Here is a 16,866-nt window from a genome sequence, read left to right on the forward strand (position 1 = left end):
CCTGCCCGTTCGCGGCGGCCGGCGCCAGTGGCGGCCGGCGAGAGGGCTACGACAGCGCGTCGGTGAGCGTGCGCCGCTGCGCGTCGAGGTCGCGCAGCGCGATGCGCACGCGCCGGCCCTCCTCGGATTCGGCCGGCACCCGCTGCACCGCGCCGAGGAGCTCGTTCTTCTGCGCGTCGATCGACCGCAGTTGCAGCTTCAGCGCCAGCGACCGCGTGGATGCCGTCGCCTCGGTCTCGGTCAGCGCCGGGAAATCGGCGGTGAGAAGTTCCACGGCCAGCGACCGGTACGGCTCGCGCACCGCTTCGACGGCTCCCGATGCCCAGCCGATCCGGGTGCGGTCGGGCTGCGCGGCGACCGCCTGACGCACGGCGTCGAGTCCGGGATGCCGCATCGGCAACGCGAACGCCGCGTCGAGGTCGGCGGCGTCGACGAGGTGGCCGTACTGCAGCGCGCCCATGAGGGCGTCGCGTTCGAGCGCCACGTCGGCGGTGCGTGGCAGCGACCGCAGCGTCACGCGCACGGCGGACGCGCCGGCATCCGCGCCCTCGGGGCCTGGGTTTTCGGGGGCGTCGGACGTGCCGGATGCCGTCCGCCCGCCGCGCCGGCCGGCCTGCGCGACCTCGCGGCGCACGGCCTCGGTGTCCATGCCGAGGCGGCGCGCGAGCACCCGCACGTACTCGGGCTGCAACAGCGGGTCGCGCAGTTCGGCGACGACCGGCGCGGCGGCCCGCAGCGCGCCGACGCGGCCCTCGACCGATGTCAGGTCGAAGTCGGACAGCCGCTGGTCGATGACGAACTCGAACATGGGTACCTTGGCATCCATCAGCGCGCGCACGGCGGCGTCGCCGCGCTCGAGGCGCAGGTCGCACGGGTCAAGACCCTCCGGCCCGGTCGCGACATAGGTCTGCGCGTTGAAGCGCTTCGCGTCGGCGAAGGCGCGCAGCGCCGCCTTCTGGCCCGCGGCATCCGGATCGAAGGTGAACACCACCTCGCCGGCGGTCGTGTCGTCGCCCATGACGCGGCGCAGCACCGTGATGTGGTCGGATCCGAACGCCGTGCCGCACGTGGCGACCGCGGTCGTGACCCCGGCGAGGTGGCACGCCATGACGTCGGTGTACCCCTCGACGACGACGACGCGGTGCTCGCGCGAGACGGCCTTCTTCGCCAGGTCGAGGCCGTAGAGCACCTGCGCCTTCTTGTAGATCGTCGTCTCGGGCGTGTTCAGGTACTTGGGGCCGTTGTCGTCGTCGAACAGCCGCCGCGCGCCGAAGCCGATCGTCTGGCCCGTGATGTCGCGGATCGGCCAGATCACGCGGCCGCGGAACCGGTCGTAGACGCCGCGCTGGCCCTGCGAGACGAGGCCCGCGGCCAGCTGCTCCTCGTCGGTGAAGCCCTGTGCGCGCAGCGCGTCGCGCAGCGCGTTCCACCCCTTCGGCGCGTAGCCGACCCCGAAGTGCGCCGCGGCGCCCGCGTCGAAACCCCGCTCGCCGAGGAAGCGCCGCCCGGCCTCGGCCTCGGGCGACGACAGCTGCGCGCGGAACCACTCCGCCGCCGCCGTGTTCGCCTGGTACAGCCGGGTGCGTCCGCTCGTCTCGGGGGCCGCTCCCCCGTCTTCGTAGTGCAGCGTGTACCCGATGCGGGCGGCAAGCCGCTCGACCGCCTCGGTGAAGGACAGGTGGTCCATCGCCCGCAGGAACGAGTAGACGTCGCCCGACTCGCCGCACCCGAAGCAGTGGTAGTACCCGACCTGCGGGCGCACGTGGAAGCTCGGGCTGCGCTCGTCGTGGAACGGGCACAGACCCTTCAGCGACCCGACCCCCGCCGACTTCAGCGCCACCCGCTCGCCGACGATGTCGCCGATGTTGGTGCGCGCCTTGACCTCGTCGACGTCGGACTGCCGGATGCGGGCCATCAGGGCGCCTCGCCGACGGCATCCGGCACCGGCCAGATGCCGTCGATGGGCTCGGGCAGCGCGAACGCGCTGTGCGCCACGGCGCGGCCGTCGCTGGACCACAGGCCGAGCTCACGCAGATCGACCGGACCGATCAGCTGCGCATGCCACTCGAGCGCGAACCGATCGGTGAGGCTCGCGACCTGGTCGACGACGACGCGCTTGCGCCCGGCATCCGTGGAGGCTGCGGCGAACTCCTCCGCGTGGAGGCGATCGAGCCGTTCCGGACGCTCCCACAGGGCGTCGGCGAGGCGCTTCAGCACGCGGCGCTGCTCCTTGTACAGGCCGCGACGGCCGTCGATCGACACGACGAACGCGCCGATGATGCCCTTGAGCACGGCCATCTCGGCCTCGACGATGCGCGGCACGACGACGCGGCCGCGGTACCGGGTCAGCACCGGCACGGCGTAGTGCTCGCGGGTCGCGGCCGTCGCGGCGCGGGCGAAGCGTCCGATGAGGCCGGAGGTGAGGTTCTTCAGGTGCGCCACGGCGCGCCGCGAGCCGTCGAACCCGGTGAGCCACTCGGGCAGGCGGGTGAGGCGGTACAGCGCATCGGCCAGCTCGTCGCGCGTGAAGCCGTAGCCGACCCACGACTGGATCGCCGTCAGCAGCGCATCGTGCTCGCGCGGGTCGGCGAGCCGCGCGGGGTCGAGGTAGCCGTTGAGCACGGCGTCCTCGAAGTCGTGCACGGAGTAGGCGATGTCGTCGGAGAGGTCCATGACCTCGGCCTCGATGCAGCGCACCCGACCGGGCGCGCCCTGACGCATCCACGCGAACACCGGCTCGTCGTCGGGATACACGCCGAACTTGTCCCGCCCGCCCGGGTCGGGAACGGCGTGCTCCGCCGTCCACGGGTACTTGCACGTCGCATCCAGGCTCGCCCGCGTCAGGTTCAGCCCCGCGCTGCGACCCTCGGAGTCGACGACCTTCGGCTCGAGCCGGGACAGGATGCGCAGCGTCTGCGCGTTGCCCTCGAACCCGCCGATGTCGCCTGCCCACTCGTTGAGCGCCCGCTCGCCGTTGTGCCCGAACGGCGGGTGCCCGATGTCGTGGCTCAGGCACGCGGTGTCCACGACATCCGGCGACAGTTCGAGGGCGACCGCCAGTTCGCGGCCCACCTGGGCCACCTCGAGGGAGTGCGTGAGGCGGTTGCGGGCGAAGTCGGCGGGGCTGGCGGGGCTCAGCACCTGGGTCTTCGACGCGAGCCGGCGCAGCGCCGCCGAGTGCAGCACCCGCGCGCGGTCGCGCGCGAAGCCGTCGCGCTGCGAGCGGTGCCGCTCGGGCACGAAGCGCTCGGCGTCGCCGTCGTCGTAGCCGGGGGGACGGATGCCGTCACCCACCGCTGTTGTCCACTTCGGCCTCCGCGACCTCGCGCGCCGCGTCGGCGCCGAGCTCACGGCTCGTGAGCCATCCGTCGGGCAGGGCCGGCCGCTTCGGGGTGCCGGCGCGCCCGCGCTGGCCCTCGGCCGCCGCCCCCGGATAGGGCGCGTCGAGGTCGAGCGTGGCGAGCAGGTCGTCGATCTCGGCGAGGCGGGATGCCGTCGCCAGCTGCGCGCGGGTCTCGCCGCCGACGGGGTACCCCTTGAAGTACCAGGCGACGTGCTTGCGGATGTCGCGGCATCCGCGGTCTTCGTCCTCGAAGAACTCGGCGAGCAGTTCGGCGTGCCGGCGGAACGCTCCGGCGACGAATCCGAGCGTCGCGTCGGGACGGATGCCGGGGGCGCCGAACGCCGCCGCGAGGTCGCCGAACAGCCAGGGCCGGCCGAGGCACCCGCGCCCGACGACGACGCCGTCGCAGCCCGTCTCCGCCATCATGCGCACGGCGTCTTCGCCCGACCAGATGTCGCCGTTGCCGAGCACCGGCACGCTCGTGACCGCCTCTTTGAGGGCGGCGATGGCCGGCCAGTCGGCGGTTCCGGAGTAGAACTCCGCCGCCGTGCGCGCGTGTAGGGCGACGGCGGCAACGCCGGCATCCTCCGCGATGCGTCCGGCGTCGAGGTAGGTCAGGTGGTCGGTGTCGATGCCCTTGCGCATCTTCACGGTCAGCGGCACGTCGCCGGCGGCGCGCGCCGCGCGGGTGACGATGTCGCGGAACAGCCCGAGCTTCCACGGGAGGGCCGCTCCGCCGCCCTTGCGGGTCACCTTGGGCACGGGGCAGCCGAAGTTGAGGTCGATGTGGTCGGCGCGATCCTCGTCGACGAGCAGGCGGACGGCGGCCTCGGTCGTGGCCGGGTCGACGCCGTAGAGCTGGATCGAGCGCGGCGTCTCGGACTCGTGATGCGTGATGAGGCGCATCGTCGTCGCATTGCGTTCGACGAGGGCGCGCGTCGTGATCATCTCGCTGACGTACAGGCCCGCCCCGTATTCGCGGCACAGCCGCCGGAAAGCCGTATTGGTGATGCCGGCCATCGGCGCGAGGACGACCGGCGCGTCGAGCGCGATGGGGCCGATGCGCAGGGCGGGCACCGTGAAGGTCGTGGACATCATGACCATTCTCCCAGACGCGCACGGCGCCGAAGCCGTCGGACGGGCATATCGTGGACAACATGCCAGACACGCAGCCTGTGGACATCTCCACGATCCCGTTCACCGACGCCGAGGGCGCCGAGCACACCCTCGGCGAGTACACGGGCAAGACGGTGCTCGTGGTCAACGTCGCCTCGAAGTGCGGGCTCACACCGCAGTACGAGCAGCTGGAGCAGCTGCAGCGCACCTACGGCGACCGCGGGCTGCAGGTGATCGGCTTCCCGTGCAATCAGTTCATGGGACAGGAGCCGGGGTCGATGGAGGAGATCCTCGAGTTCTGCTCGATCACGTACGGCGTGACGTTCCCGGTGATGGCGAAGGTGCGCGTCAACGGCGCGCACGCCGCCCCCCTGTACAAGGCGCTGAAGAAGACGCCGAACGTCGAACGGGCGCGCGGCCCGGTGCAGTGGAACTTCGAGAAGTTCCTGGTCACACCGAGCGGCACCGTGCACCGCTTCCGTCCGCCGACCAAGCCCGACGCCCCCGAGGTCATCGCGGCGATCGAGGCCGCGCTGGCCGCCTAGGCCGGAGGCGTGACGACGTTGCGGGGTCGTTGTGGCCCAGCGGGTCGCATCGGGTCGCATCGAGCCGGACGGGGTCTCGACGAGCGACCATCTGCGCCCCCGCGAGCAGTCCCGCGCCGAACACCAGGCGTCGAGCCCGCGGTTCCCGCGCGGCGGACCTGGCACGAATCGGGCTCACCCACGCCCTTGACCCCGGATGCTGCCAACTCTGCATCGGCTTGACTTCTGTGCCACGCCCGCGGTTCGCCGTGCGCCGTGTGCGGTTCGCCGCCCGACGGACTTGGCACGAATCGGGCCCATCCACGACGTTGGCCCCGGATGCTGCCAACTCTGTGCCAGGCCCGCGGTTCGCCGCACGGCGGACTTGGCATGAATCGGGCCCATCCACGCCCTTGACCCCGGATGCTGCCAACTCTGTGCCACGCCCGCGGTTCCCGCACGGCAGACCTGGCACGAATCGGGCCTACCCACGCCCTTGACCCCGGATGCTGCCAACTCTGCATCGGCCTGACTTCTGTGCCACGCCCGCGGTTCGCCGCACGGCGGACCTGGCAGGAACCGGGCCCATCCACGCCCTTGACCCCGGATACTGCCAACTCTGCATCGGCCTGACTGCTGTCCCCCGTGCGCGGTTCGCCGTGCGCTGTGCGCGGTTCGCCGCACCACGGACCTGGCAGGAACCGGGCCCATCCACGACTTTGACCCCGGATGCTGCCAACTCTGTGCCACGCCCGCGGTTCCCGCACCACGGACCTGGCACGAATCCGGCCCATCCAGGACGCTGACCGCGGATCTTGCCAACTCTGCATCGGTCTGACTGCTGTGCCCCGTGCGCCGTTCGCCGCACGGCAGACGTGGCAGGAACCGGGCCCATCCACGACCTTGACCCCGGATGCTGCCAACTCTGTGCCACGCCCGCGGTTCGCCGCACGGCGGACTTGGCATGAATCGGGCCCATCCTGAACGTTGGCCCCGGATGCTGCCAACTCCGTGCCAAGCCCGCGGTTCGCCGCACGGCGGACCTGGCATGAATCGGGCCCACACACGACCTTGACCCCGGATCTTGCCAGCTCGGCGGCACACCCGCGTTGTGCCCGCGGTGTGCCTGAAAGCAACAGTCGACTCTGGATGTGCTAGCCCTGGTTGCCGGAGGGCTCGGCCGGCGACTCGGCGGCATCGGCCGTGAGCGCTGCCACGGATGCCGGCGGAGTCGCGGGGGGCGCGAACTGCGCATCCGGGGTGCCTGCCGGCGGCGCGAACGGCGCATCCGGGGCGGCCGGCGGGTACGCCCCGGCCGGCACCTCGGTGCCCGGCGCGGCGATGGCGTTCGGATCGTGCGCCGCCGCGGAACCCTCACGGCGCACGCGCGCCGCGGCGACGAAGTACTGCACGACGCCGACGACGGACAGCACGGCTCCCGCCGCCAGCGGGTACCAGAAGACGCGGTAGGTGTAGGCGCCGCTGGCATCGGGCTGGGCGAAGATCACCTGGAAGAACGGGATCGCCGCGCCGACGACGAACAGCCCCGCCCACAGCACGACCATCCAGCGCAGCCGCTTCAGCGAGGCCTGCTGCACGTTGCCCTTCTTGTCGACCTTGGCGGGCAGCAACCCCTCCTGCTTGCGCGTCAGCAGGGCGAACAGCAACGCGAGGATCAGGAAGACGACGGCGACGATGAGCACGATCAGCCAGAGCACGAACGCCGGGTCGCTCACGGTCGGGGCGTACTGGTTGTACTTGTCCGCGGTGGCCTGATAGTCGCCGAGCGCCGTGTTCAGGGCGTCTTCGGCGGCGGTGAGCGCCGACGAATCCTGATCGGCGAACGCCTGGACGATGTCGCCCGCCGCGGTGGCCATGTCGCCGGCCTCGGTGGCGAACTCGTTCGCGAATCCGGCGATCGTGGCATCTCCGGCATCCTGCGCGATGGTCGCGAAGTCGGACTGAGCGGTCTCGGCCTCCGACTGCAGGGTCTGCGCCGCCGTCACGACCTGGTCCTCGGTCGTGGACTGGTCGGTGTAGACGTCGGCGAAGCTGTTGACGGCGGTGCTCAATCGTGCGTCGACGGCGACCAGGTCGTCGTTGCTGTCGGCCCACGCGGGCGTTCCCGCACCGAGTGCGAGCAGCATTCCTGCGACGATCGCCGCGATCGTCACGCGCGTACGCGTCAGTGTTCCGGTCATCGAGTGCTCCTCCGAGAGGCGGGAGCGCGTCGGCTTCCGCGGCAGATGTCAACCTCACGACTCTATGGGATGCCGATGAACTCCGCGACTCGTCACCCGGCGACGCTGCGCTCCGCCCACATCCGGCGCGCGATCTGCGCGAACGCGTCGGCGGGCTGGGCGCCGCTGACGCCGTACTTCCCGTCGATGACGAAGAACGGCACGCCCTGGATGCCGTAGGCCTGCGCCTGCGCCTGATCCGCGCGCACGGCGGGCAGATAGCGACCCGACTCGAGCGCGTCGCGGGCAGCGGCGGCATCGAGCCCCGCCTCGGCGGCGAGGTCGACGAGGTCGTCGACGCGGCCGACGTGCCGGCCCTCGGTGAAGTAGGCGGACATGAGACGCTCGGCCACCTCGAGCTGGCGGCCCTGCTCCTTGGCGAAGTGCAGCAGCTCGTGCGCCTTCACGGTGTTGGTGTGCCGCAGCTTGTCGAAGCGGTACTCCAGCCCGGAGTTCGCGGCGACCCCCGTGACGTGGTCGAGCATCTCCTGCACGCGCTCGCGCGGCATGCCCTTGTGTCCGGCGAGGAAGTCGATTTCGTCGCCGTCGAAGTCGACGGGCGTGTCGGGCGCGAGCTCGTACGAGTGGAAGGTGACCTCGACCTGTGGGGCGTCGGCATCCATCGCCGTGGCGGCGAGGCCGTTCTCGAGATTGCGCTTGCCGATGTAGCACCACGGGCAGGCGATGTCGCTCCACACGTCGATGGTGATCTTGTCTGTCATCTCTGGTGCCACCCGTCCTCGGGATCGATCTCTTCCGGCTTCGGGGCATCGACGGCCCCGCCGAAGCGCCGGTCGCGGTCGAGGTACAGCTGAATCGCGTGCCACAGGTCGGTGCGCGAGAAGTCGGGCCACAGGGTGTCGAGGAACACCATCTCGGCGTAGGCCGCCTCCCATAGCAGGAAGTTCGACGTGCGCTGTTCGCCGCTGGAGCGCAGGAACAGGTCGACGTCGGGCATGTCGGGGATGTACAGGTGGCGACGGATCGTCTTCTCGGTGATCGCGCCCGGCTTCAGCCGGCCCGCCGCGATGTCGTCGCCGATGGCGCGCATCGCGTCGACGAGCTCGTGCCGGCCGCCGTAGTTGACGCACATCGTGAGGGTCAGCGTGTCGTTGCCGGCGGTGAGCCGCTCGGCGAACTGCAGCTCCTTGATGACCGAACCCCACAGGCGCGGCTTGCGTCCGGCCCAGCGCACCCGCACGCCCCACTCGTTGAGCTGGTCGCGGCGCCGGTGCAGCACGTCGCGGTTGTAACCCATGAGAAAGCGCACCTCGTCGGGCGAGCGCGCCCAGTTCTCGGTCGAGAACGCGTACACACTGAGGTGCTGCACGCCCGCCTGGATCGCCCCGGCGACGACGTCGAGCAGCACCTCCTCCCCCGCGCGGTGCCCCTCGATGCGGGTGAGCCCGCGCCGGTTCGCCCACCGGCCGTTGCCGTCCATGACGATCGCGACGTGCCGCGGCACGCCGGCCCGGGGGAACGCCGGCGGATGGATGCCGGTCCAGTCCAGCGGCCGGTACGCGACGGCGTCGCGGTGCGTGTAGGGCTTGGGCGTCATCGGGCGGATTCTCCCTGCGAGACGTGCGACAGCGACCGGATGCCGCGCTCCAGATGCCACTGCGTGTACGCCGCGATGAGACCGGATGCGGCGGCGGCGTCGCGGTCGGCGGCGGCGTCGACGGCATCCCACTCCCCCGCGATCAGCGCGCGCAGCAGCCCCCCGGTCTCGCCGCGCAGGCGCGCCGAGCCCGCCGGGGCGCAGTCGCCGCACACCGTGCCGCCCAGCTGCGCCACGAACCAGTCGTGCGGGCCGGGCGCGCCGCAGCGGGCGCAGTCCTCGAGCGCGGGCGCCCAGCCCGACAGCGACATCGCGCGCAGCAGGTACGAGTCGAGCACCGAGCGCGGCGCGCGGCCGCCCTGCGACAGGGTCCGCAGCCCGCCGACGAGCAGCAGGTACTGCTGCGGCGTCGCCTCGGCCTCGTTCAGCCGGTCGGCGGTCTCGACCATCGCGTGTGCCGCGGTGTACCGGTCGTAGTGGGTCGCGATCTGCGCCCCGTAAGAACCCAGCGACTCGGCCTGCTGCACGATGTCGAGCGTACGCCCCTGATGCAGCTGCACGTCGGCGACCATGAAGGGCTCCAGTCGTGCGCCGAAGCGTGAAGAGGTGCGCCGCACGCCCTTCGCGACGGCGCGCACCTTGCCATGACGGCGGCTGAGCATCGTCACGATGCGGTCCGCCTCCCCGAGCTTGTGGGTACGCAGGACCACAACCTCGTCGCGATAGGTGGGCACCCCTCGATTATCCCCGCGGCATCGGACATGGGGGCGCATCGCCACCCGGCATCCGGGACAATGGAGCGGTGACGCAGCAGCTGTTCGTGATTCCCTTGTGGGCCGACCTCCTCGGCGTCGGGCTCGGTGGCGTGCAGGGGGCGCTGTTCGCGTCGGGGTTCGTCGGCCAGCGCCGGCTCGACCTGCTCGGCGTCGTCATCATCGGCACCGTCATGGGGATGGGCGGCGGCCTCATCCGCGACCTCCTGCTCAACGTCGAGCTCGCGACGCTGCACAGCAACTGGTACCTCATCACCGCCGTCGGCGCGGCCCTGCTCGGCATGCTGCTGGCCGGGCTCTTCCAGCGTCTCAACACCGTCATCGTCGCCCTAGATGCCGTCGTGATCGGACTGTTCGGCGCCTTCGGGACGTCGAAAGCGCTGGGAATGGGCCTGCCGGTCGTGCCCGCCGTGTTCGTGGGGGCGTGCGCGGCGGTGGGCGGCGGCATCCTGCGCGATGTCATGATGGGGCTGCCGGTCGCAATCATGCACGTCGGGTCGCTCTACGCCGTCGCCGCCGTCGTCGGGTGCGCCGTGCTGGCGTTCGCCCACGCGCTCGGCGCGCCGCTGGTGGCAGGCGCGGTCGCGTGCGTCGCCGTGACGGCCGTCATTCGCCTTCTCGCGGTGATCTTCGACATCTCGCTGCCCGAGCAGCGCGCCCTCCATCGCCGCAAGGTCGCCGTCGAGACGGGCGCGATCCCCCTCATCCGCCCCTGACGCCGCGGTCCCTTCACCCGTCCCTGACGCCGCGCCCCCTTCATCCGTCCCTGGGCTCCCTTCATCCGTCCCAAAGCGCGGCTATCGCGCGGTTTCGGCGCGATTCGCGACGGATGACGACGGGGCGCACCCGTTCATCCGTCACATACCAGCGCTATCGCGCAGGTTGGGCGCGACTTCCGACGGATGACGGCGGGGCGGGCCCGTTCATCCCCCCCCTGACGCCGCCGTCCGCTCCATCCGTCCCAAAGCGCGGCTATCGCGCGGTCTCGGCGCGATTCGTGACGGATGACGGCGGGGCGGGCCCGTTCATCCGCCCCTGACGCCGCCGTCCGCTTCATCCGTCCCAAAGCGCGGCTATCGCGCGGTTTCGGCGCGATTCGTGACGGATGACGGCGGGGCGGGCCCGTGCATCCGTCACAAACCAACGCTATCCGGCAGGTTGGGCGCGATCTGTGACGGATGACGGCGGGGTACTCCCGGCGATCCGTCACAGACGCTGCGGCCCCTTCATCCGTCCCTGGGCTCGGTTCATCCGTCACAAAGCGCGGCTATCGCGCGGTTTCGGCGCGATTCGCGACGGATGGCGGCGGGGCGCGCCCGTTCATCCGTCGCAAACCGGCGCTATCGCGCAGGTTGAGCGCGACTTCCGACGGATGACGGCGGGGTACTCCCGGCGATCCGGCCCTGACGCTGCGGCCCCCTCATCCGGCCCGGGGCTCCCTTCATCCGTCCCAAAGCGCGGCTATCGCGCGGTTACGGCGCGATTCGTGACGGATGAAGGCGGGGCGGGCCCGTTCATCCGTCACAAACCTGCGCTATCGCGCGGGTTGGGCGTGATGTGCGACGGATGAGCGAGCGGCGCGAGGGATGCCGGGCACCAGGCGGCGCTACACGCCGGCGAGGGCGCCGGAGCGCTCGCGCGTGCGGATGGCGCGGTTCACGCCCGACACGATCGCCTTGAGCGACGCGGTCGAGATGTCGCCGTCGATGCCGACGCCCCACAGGCGCTCACCGTCGACCTGCAGCTCGACATACGACGCCGCCTGGGCGTCGCCGCCGGCGCTGAGGGTGTGCTCGACGTAGTCGTACAGCGTCACGTCGAAACCCTGCTGGCGCACGATGTCGAGAAACGCCGAGACCGGGCCGTTGCCGACGCCGCGTGCGGGCACGGCGGCCTCGCCGTCGCGCAGCGTGACCTCCAGCGACACCTCGCCGGACATGTCGCTCTGCGTGCGGGTGGCGAGCAGCTCGAACCGGCCCCACTTGTCGTCGATGTGCGATGCGGGCAGGTACTCGTCGGTGAAGATCGACCAGATCTGGTCGCTGGAGACTTCGCCGCCCTCGGCATCGGTCTTGGCCTGGACGACGCCGGAGAACTCGATCTGGAGCTTGCGCGGCAGATCCAGCGCGTGGTCGGTCTTGAGCAGGTACGCGACACCGCCCTTGCCCGACTGCGAGTTGACGCGGATGACGGCCTCGTACGAGCGGCCCAGATCCTTCGGGTCGATCGGCAGGTACGGCACGGCCCACTCGATCTCGTCGACGGTGACGCCGGATGCCGCGGCCCGCGCATCCATCGACTCGAAGCCCTTCTTGATGGCGTCCTGGTGCGAGCCGCTGAAGGCGGTGAAGACGAGGTCTCCCGCCCACGGGCTGCGCTCGTGCACGGGCAGCTGGTTGCAGTACTCGGCGGTGCGCTTGACCTGGTCGATGTCGCTGAAGTCGATGTGCGGATCGATGCCCTGCGTCAGCAGATTGATCCCCAGGGCGACGAGGTCGACGTTGCCGGTGCGCTCACCGTTGCCGAACAGGCATCCCTCGATGCGGTCGGCGCCGGCCATGTAGCCCAGTTCGGCGGCAGCAATCGCCGTGCCGCGGTCGTTGTGCGGGTGCAGCGAGATGATGACGTTCTCGCGGTGGTTCAGGTGCCGGCCCATCCACTCGATCGAGTCGGCGTAGACGTTCGGCGTGGCCATCTCGACCGTCGCCGGCAGGTTGATGATGACCTTGCGCTCGGGCGTCGGCTCGAAGATCTCCAGCACCTGGTTGCACACGTCGACGGCGAACTCCAGCTCAGTGCCGGTGTACGACTCGGGCGAGTACTCGTAGTAGACCTGCGTCTCGGGGATGCGCTTTTCGAACTGGCGGCACAGCCGTGCGCCCTCCAGGGCGATGTCGACGATGCCCTGCTGGTCGGTGCGGAACACGACCTCGCGCTGCAGGATGCTGGTGGAGTTGTACAGGTGCACGATGGCCTGCTTGGCGCCGGCGATCGACTCGTACGTGCGCTCGATGAGGTGCTCGCGCGCCTGCGTCAGCACCTGGATCGTGACGTCGTCGGGGATGAGGTTCTCTTCGATCAGCTGGCGCACGAAGTCGAAGTCGGTCTGGCTCGCGCTCGGGAAGCCGACCTCGATCTCCTTGTAGCCCATCGAGACGAGCAGTTCGAACATGATGCGCTTGCGCTCGGGGCTCATCGGGTCGATGAGGGCCTGGTTGCCGTCGCGCAGGTCGACGGCGCACCAGCGCGGCGCGGTCGTGATGTGCTGGTCGGGCCAGGTGCGATCCTGCAGATCGACGCGGATCTGCTCGTGGAACGGACGGTACTTGTGGATCGGCATGCCGGAAGGCTGCTGCGTGTTTCGCATGATGGGGTTCGCTTCTCTTCGTCGGAGGATACGGGCCAGCGGTGTCAGAAACGACAAGCTCCGCGACGAGGAAGGCCCTAGAATGAGGTCTCGTCGCGGCGGCTAAGAAGGAGGAGCCGGCCGAAGCGCATGGGCCCAGAATACACCCGTTGCGACGTCATCGGCGACGACGGTGCATCAGAACCCGAGCCGGCCGAGCTGCTTCGGGTCGCGCTGCCACTCCTTCGCCACCCGGACATGCAGCTTCAGGAACACCTTCGTGCCCACGAGCGGCTCGATCTGCGCGCGGGCGCGGGCGCCGACGGAGGCCAGGCGCGACCCCTTGTGCCCGATGATGATGGCCTTCTGGCTGTCGCGCTCGACGACGAGGTTGGCGTAGATGTCGGTGAGGCCGCCGCCGTCGCGCTCCGCGATGTCGTCGATCGTCACGGCGATCGAGTGGGGCAGCTCGTCGCGCACGCCGTCCAGGGCCGCCTCGCGGATGATCTCGGCGATGCGGTCCTCCAGCGACTCGTCGGTGACGACGCCCTCCTCGTACAGCGCCGGGCCTTCCGGCATGAGCGTCAGGAGCTCGTCGGCGAGCACGCCGAGCTGGTCACCGGTGAGCGCCGACAGCGGGATGACGGCATCCCAGTCCTCGCGCAGGCTGTCGACCTCCATGAGCCGTTCGGTGATCTCGTCGCGCGACGCGATGTCGGTCTTCGTGACGATCGCGACCTTCTTCGCGCGCGGGTAGCCGTCGAGCGACGCCGCGATGCGCCGGTCGCCCGGCCCCACCTTCTCGGTCGCCGGCACGAGGAAGCCGATGGCGTCGACGTCGCCGAGCACGTGCTCCACCAGGTCGTTGAGGCGCTGGCCGAGCAGGGTCCGCGGCTTGTGGATGCCGGGGGTGTCGACGATGACGAGCTGGCCGCCCGGGCGGTTCACGATCCCGCGGATCGCCCGGCGCGTCGTCTGCGGCTTGTCGGACGTGATCGCGACCTTCTCCCCCACGAGCGCGTTGGTCAGCGTCGACTTGCCGACATTGGGGCGGCCGACGAACGTCGCGAATCCGGAGCGGGTCTGGGTCATTTCTCCTCGCCTTTCCTGGCGGGTTCATCGGGCTCTGTGCGCCCGGCGGTCGCGGCATCCGCGGCGTCCGTGGAGTCATCGCCGGTAGGCTCGACGAACACCGTCGCAAGCCCCCGGCCACGCCCGCGGGAGGCGCCGCCGGTGAACCGCAGTCCGGCGTGCTCGGCCGCAGCCCCCGGGAGGGGAACCCGCCCGAGCAGCTTGCCGAGCAGCCCGCCCACGGAATCGACGTCCTCGTCCTCCAGCTCCCGGCCGAACAGCTCCCCCACCTCGTCGAGGCTCAGGCGGGCGCTGACACGGTAGCGCCGGTCGCCCAGGTCGACGATCTCGGTCGAGCGGGGATCGTACTCGTCGGCGATTTCACCGACGAGCTCTTCGATGAGGTCTTCCAGGGTGACCAGGCCCGCCACGCCGCCGTACTCGTCCACGACGAGACACACGTGCACGGCGTCGCGCTTCATCTGCTGCAGCAGGGTCTCGGCCTTCATCGACTCGGGGACGAACACGGCGCGGCGGGCGATCTGCGCGACCGGCCTGCCGCGCCAGGGCGTCTCGTCGCGGAACGCGACCTGGACCAGATCCTTCAGGTAGACGACGCCGGTGATGTCGTCGGCGTCGCCGTCGGCGACGGGGATGCGTGAGACGCCTTTGTCGAGGAACAGGCGCATCGCCTCGTGCGTGGTGGCCGCGGCATCCACCGTCACCATGTCGGTGCGCGGTACCATGACCTCGCGCACGAAGGTGTCGGTGAACTCGAACACCGAGTGGATGAGTTCGCGGTCGTCCTCTTCGATGAGGTCCTGGGATGCTGCTTCATCCACCATGCTCAGCAGTTGCTCTTCGCTCGCGAACGAGGTGCCGCGCTGCACGCCCGGCGTGACGCGGTCGCCGATCACGACGAGCAGGCCCGCGAGCGGCCCGAGCACGATGCGGGCGCCGCGGACCAACGGCGCGCACGCGGCGAGCAGGCCCTTCGCGTGCTGTCGGCCCACCGAGCGCGGGCTCGCGCCGACGAGCACGAACGACACCGCCGTCATGAGGATCGCGGCGGCCAGCATCGCCCACCAGATGCTGTCGAACATCAGCGTGAACGCGACGGTCACGAGGACCGCTGCGGTCGTCTCGGTGAGGATGCGGATGAACACGACGGCGTGCGAGTGCGCCTCGGGGTCGGCCGCGATGCGCGACAGCGCCGTGCCGTCGCGCCGCGTCGCGGCGAGGTCGACGAGGTCGCCGCGCGAGGTCACGCTCAGCGCGGCGTCGAGCGCCGCCATGAGGCCGCCGAGTGCGACCAGCAGCGCGGCGGCGACCAGCAAGAGGGCGGGCGTCATCGGCGCCGTCGGCGCTCGGAGAGGTGGAAGGCGACGATGAGGTCGCGCTGCAACCCGAACATCTCGCGCTCCTCATCCGGCTCGGCGTGATCGAAGCCGAGCAGGTGCAGCAGCCCGTGCGTGGTCAGCACGATGAGCTCGTCGAGCGTGGAGTGCCCCGCCGTCTTCGCCTGACCTTCCGCCACCTGCGGGCACAGCACGATGTCACCGAGCAGCCCGGGCGCCGTGGGCGCGTCCTGCGTGCCGGGGCGCAGCTCGTCCATCGGAAAGCTGAGGACGTCGGTGGGGCCGGGCTCGTCCATCCACTGCACGTGCAACGCCTCCATGGCGCCCTCGTCGACGAGGAGGATCGCGACGTCGGCGTCGGGGCTGACGTGCAGTTCGGCGAGGTTGTGCTCGGTCAGCCGCAGCAGCACCGTCTCGTCGATGTCGACGCCCGACTCGTTGGTGATCTCGATCGTCATGAACGTCCTCGCTGGTGTCGGGGCGGGAGGTAATCACGGGGGCGCTGGCCGCGCTCGCGCGGATCCCGTCCCCCGCGGCCGGCGGCGCGGCTCGCGAACTCGGCGGCCTCGTCGCGTTCGCGCCGGACGGCGAGGCGCTGCTCGTCGTACTCGGTGTACGCGTCGACGATGCGGCCGACGAGGCTGTGGCGCACGACGTCCTCGCTCGTGAGGATCGAGAAGTGGATGTCGTCGATGTCCTTCAGCACGCGGGTCACGAGCCGCAGCCCGGAGGCGCCCTGCGGCAGATCGATCTGCGTGATGTCGCCCGTGATGACCATCCGCGTGCCGAACCCGAGGCGGGTGAGGAACATCTTCATCTGCTCGGGCGTCGTGTTCTGCGCCTCGTCGAGGACGACGAACGACGAGTTGAGCGTTCGTCCGCGCATGTAGGCGAGCGGTGCGATTTCGATCGTGCCGCCGGCGATGAGCTTGGGCACGAGCTCGGGGTCGAGCATCTCGTTGAGCGCGTCGTACAGCGGCCGCAGGTACGGGTCGATCTTGTCGGTGAGGGTGCCGGGGAGAAAGCCCAGCCGCTCCCCCGCCTCGATCGCCGGGCGGCTGAGGATGATGCGGTCGACCTCCTTGCGCTGCAGCGCCTGGACGGCCTTGGCCATCGCGAGGTAGGTCTTGCCGGTGCCGGCCGGGCCGATGCCGAACGTGATCGTGTTCTCGTCGATCGCGTCGACGTAGCGCTTCTGGCCGAGCGTCTTCGGACGGATCGTCTTGCCGCGCGAGGTGAGGATCGCCTCGCCCAGCACCTCGGAGGGACGTTCGCCGGTGTCGGCGCGCAGGATGCGGTCGGATGCCGCCACATCCGACGGATCGAGACCGTGACCCGCGCGGGTCATCGCGATGAGCTCGTCGACGAGCGCGTGCGCGGAGGCGACGGCATCCGGGGCACCGGTGAGCGTGATCTCGTTGCCGCGCACGTGCACCTGGACCGCCGGGTGTTCGCGCTCGACCACCCGCAGCAGCCGGTCCTGCGGGCCGAGCAGCTGCACCATGGCGATGCCGTCGGCGTGGATGCGTTCGGTGAC

General features: G+C 70.6%; 14 protein-coding genes. 2 read left to right on the forward strand and 12 right to left on the reverse strand.

The features are described from left to right. Window positions 1-46 precede the first annotated feature (46 nt). Genes dnaG through dusB form a run of 3 tightly spaced genes read right to left on the reverse strand, consistent with a single transcriptional unit; the run spans window position 47 to window position 4,438 of the window. The gene (dnaG, locus tag QM720_RS12375) at window positions 47-1,915 is read right to left on the reverse strand and encodes a DNA primase (protein WP_415126951.1); all 1,869 of its coding nucleotides are present in this window, start codon (window positions 1,913-1,915) and stop codon (window positions 47-49) included. Beyond that, window positions 1,915-3,294, reverse strand: a complete 1,380-nt coding sequence (locus tag QM720_RS12380; protein ID WP_415126953.1) for a deoxyguanosinetriphosphate triphosphohydrolase — start codon at window positions 3,292-3,294, stop codon at window positions 1,915-1,917. The genes dnaG and QM720_RS12380 overlap by 1 nt, the downstream gene beginning before the upstream one ends. Further along, window positions 3,287-4,438, reverse strand: coding sequence for a tRNA dihydrouridine synthase DusB (gene dusB / locus QM720_RS12385; RefSeq protein ID WP_415127926.1), 1,152 nt, complete (start codon window positions 4,436-4,438; stop codon window positions 3,287-3,289). Before dusB ends, QM720_RS12380 begins: the two co-directional genes overlap by 8 nt. A 62-nt stretch (window positions 4,439-4,500) precedes the next feature. Here dusB and QM720_RS12390 point away from each other — a divergent pair, with 62 nt between their 5' ends. After that, window positions 4,501-5,004: a glutathione peroxidase gene (locus tag QM720_RS12390; RefSeq protein ID WP_415126955.1), complete on the forward strand. Its 504-nt coding sequence runs from the start codon at window positions 4,501-4,503 to the stop codon at window positions 5,002-5,004. A gap of 1,133 nt (window positions 5,005-6,137) precedes the next feature. On the opposite strand, the gene QM720_RS12395 is transcribed toward QM720_RS12390, so the two are convergent. The 4 genes from QM720_RS12395 to recO all read right to left on the reverse strand — a co-directional run bounded on the left by QM720_RS12395 (window position 6,138) and on the right by recO (window position 9,515). After that, window positions 6,138-7,184: a hypothetical protein gene (locus QM720_RS12395; RefSeq protein ID WP_415126957.1), complete on the reverse strand. Its 1,047-nt coding sequence runs from the start codon at window positions 7,182-7,184 to the stop codon at window positions 6,138-6,140. Between the two features lie 92 nt (window positions 7,185-7,276). Then, entirely contained in the window at window positions 7,277-7,945 is a 669-nt protein-coding gene (locus QM720_RS12400) for a DsbA family oxidoreductase (protein ID WP_415126959.1), read from the reverse strand. Then, window positions 7,942-8,781: an isoprenyl transferase gene (locus tag QM720_RS12405; protein ID WP_415126961.1), complete on the reverse strand. Its 840-nt coding sequence runs from the start codon at window positions 8,779-8,781 to the stop codon at window positions 7,942-7,944. The genes QM720_RS12400 and QM720_RS12405 overlap by 4 nt, the downstream gene beginning before the upstream one ends. After that, window positions 8,778-9,515: a DNA repair protein RecO gene (gene recO / locus QM720_RS12410; RefSeq protein ID WP_415126963.1), complete on the reverse strand. Its 738-nt coding sequence runs from the start codon at window positions 9,513-9,515 to the stop codon at window positions 8,778-8,780. Before recO ends, QM720_RS12405 begins: the two co-directional genes overlap by 4 nt. A 68-nt stretch (window positions 9,516-9,583) precedes the next feature. On the opposite strand from recO, the gene QM720_RS12415 reads away from it, so the two are divergent. Beyond that, the gene (locus QM720_RS12415; protein WP_415126965.1) at window positions 9,584-10,270 is read left to right on the forward strand and encodes a trimeric intracellular cation channel family protein; all 687 of its coding nucleotides are present in this window, start codon (window positions 9,584-9,586) and stop codon (window positions 10,268-10,270) included. A gap of 890 nt (window positions 10,271-11,160) precedes the next feature. Here QM720_RS12415 and leuA read toward each other — a convergent pair. The 5 genes from leuA to QM720_RS12440 all read right to left on the reverse strand — a co-directional run bounded on the left by leuA (window position 11,161) and on the right by QM720_RS12440 (window position 16,833). Further along, window positions 11,161-12,921: a 2-isopropylmalate synthase gene (gene leuA / locus QM720_RS12420; protein WP_415126967.1), complete on the reverse strand. Its 1,761-nt coding sequence runs from the start codon at window positions 12,919-12,921 to the stop codon at window positions 11,161-11,163. A 177-nt stretch (window positions 12,922-13,098) separates the two neighbouring features. Further along, window positions 13,099-13,992, reverse strand: coding sequence for a GTPase Era (gene era / locus QM720_RS12425; RefSeq protein ID WP_415126969.1), 894 nt, complete (start codon window positions 13,990-13,992; stop codon window positions 13,099-13,101). Continuing rightward, window positions 13,989-15,323 carry a hemolysin family protein gene (locus tag QM720_RS12430; RefSeq protein ID WP_415126971.1) on the reverse strand — a complete coding sequence of 445 codons (1,335 nt, stop codon included), beginning with the start codon at window positions 15,321-15,323 and terminating at the stop codon, window positions 13,989-13,991. The genes era and QM720_RS12430 overlap by 4 nt, the downstream gene beginning before the upstream one ends. Then, a complete protein-coding gene (ybeY, locus tag QM720_RS12435; protein ID WP_415126973.1) occupies window positions 15,320-15,787 on the reverse strand; it encodes an rRNA maturation RNase YbeY in 468 nt (155 codons plus the stop codon). Before ybeY ends, QM720_RS12430 begins: the two co-directional genes overlap by 4 nt. Next, window positions 15,784-16,833 carry a PhoH family protein gene (locus tag QM720_RS12440; protein WP_415127928.1) on the reverse strand — a complete coding sequence of 350 codons (1,050 nt, stop codon included), beginning with the start codon at window positions 16,831-16,833 and terminating at the stop codon, window positions 15,784-15,786. Before QM720_RS12440 ends, ybeY begins: the two co-directional genes overlap by 4 nt. Window positions 16,834-16,866: the final 33 nt, after the last annotated feature.

It is taken from the genome of Microbacterium sp., assembly GCF_047602155.1.
Classification (GTDB): Bacteria; Actinomycetota; Actinomycetes; order Actinomycetales; family Microbacteriaceae; genus Microbacterium.

Coding starts and splice junctions, on each gene's coding strand:
- dnaG (WP_415126951.1), bottom strand. CDS start 1,915: ATGGCCCGCATCCGGCAGTCCGACGTCGACGAGGTCAAGGCGCGCACC.
- dusB (WP_415127926.1), bottom strand. CDS start 4,438: ATGTCCACGACCTTCACGGTGCCCGCCCTGCGCATCGGCCCCATCGCG.
- QM720_RS12390 (WP_415126955.1), top strand. CDS start 4,501: ATGCCAGACACGCAGCCTGTGGACATCTCCACGATCCCGTTCACCGAC.
- QM720_RS12395 (WP_415126957.1), bottom strand. CDS start 7,184: ATGACCGGAACACTGACGCGTACGCGCGTGACGATCGCGGCGATCGTC.
- QM720_RS12400 (WP_415126959.1), bottom strand. CDS start 7,945: ATGACAGACAAGATCACCATCGACGTGTGGAGCGACATCGCCTGCCCG.
- QM720_RS12405 (WP_415126961.1), bottom strand. CDS start 8,781: ATGACGCCCAAGCCCTACACGCACCGCGACGCCGTCGCGTACCGGCCG.
- leuA (WP_415126967.1), bottom strand. CDS start 12,921: ATGCGAAACACGCAGCAGCCTTCCGGCATGCCGATCCACAAGTACCGT.
- era (WP_415126969.1), bottom strand. CDS start 13,992: ATGACCCAGACCCGCTCCGGATTCGCGACGTTCGTCGGCCGCCCCAAT.
- QM720_RS12430 (WP_415126971.1), bottom strand. CDS start 15,323: ATGACGCCCGCCCTCTTGCTGGTCGCCGCCGCGCTGCTGGTCGCACTC.
- ybeY (WP_415126973.1), bottom strand. CDS start 15,787: ATGACGATCGAGATCACCAACGAGTCGGGCGTCGACATCGACGAGACG.
- QM720_RS12440 (WP_415127928.1), bottom strand. CDS start 16,833: ATGGTGCAGCTGCTCGGCCCGCAGGACCGGCTGCTGCGGGTGGTCGAG.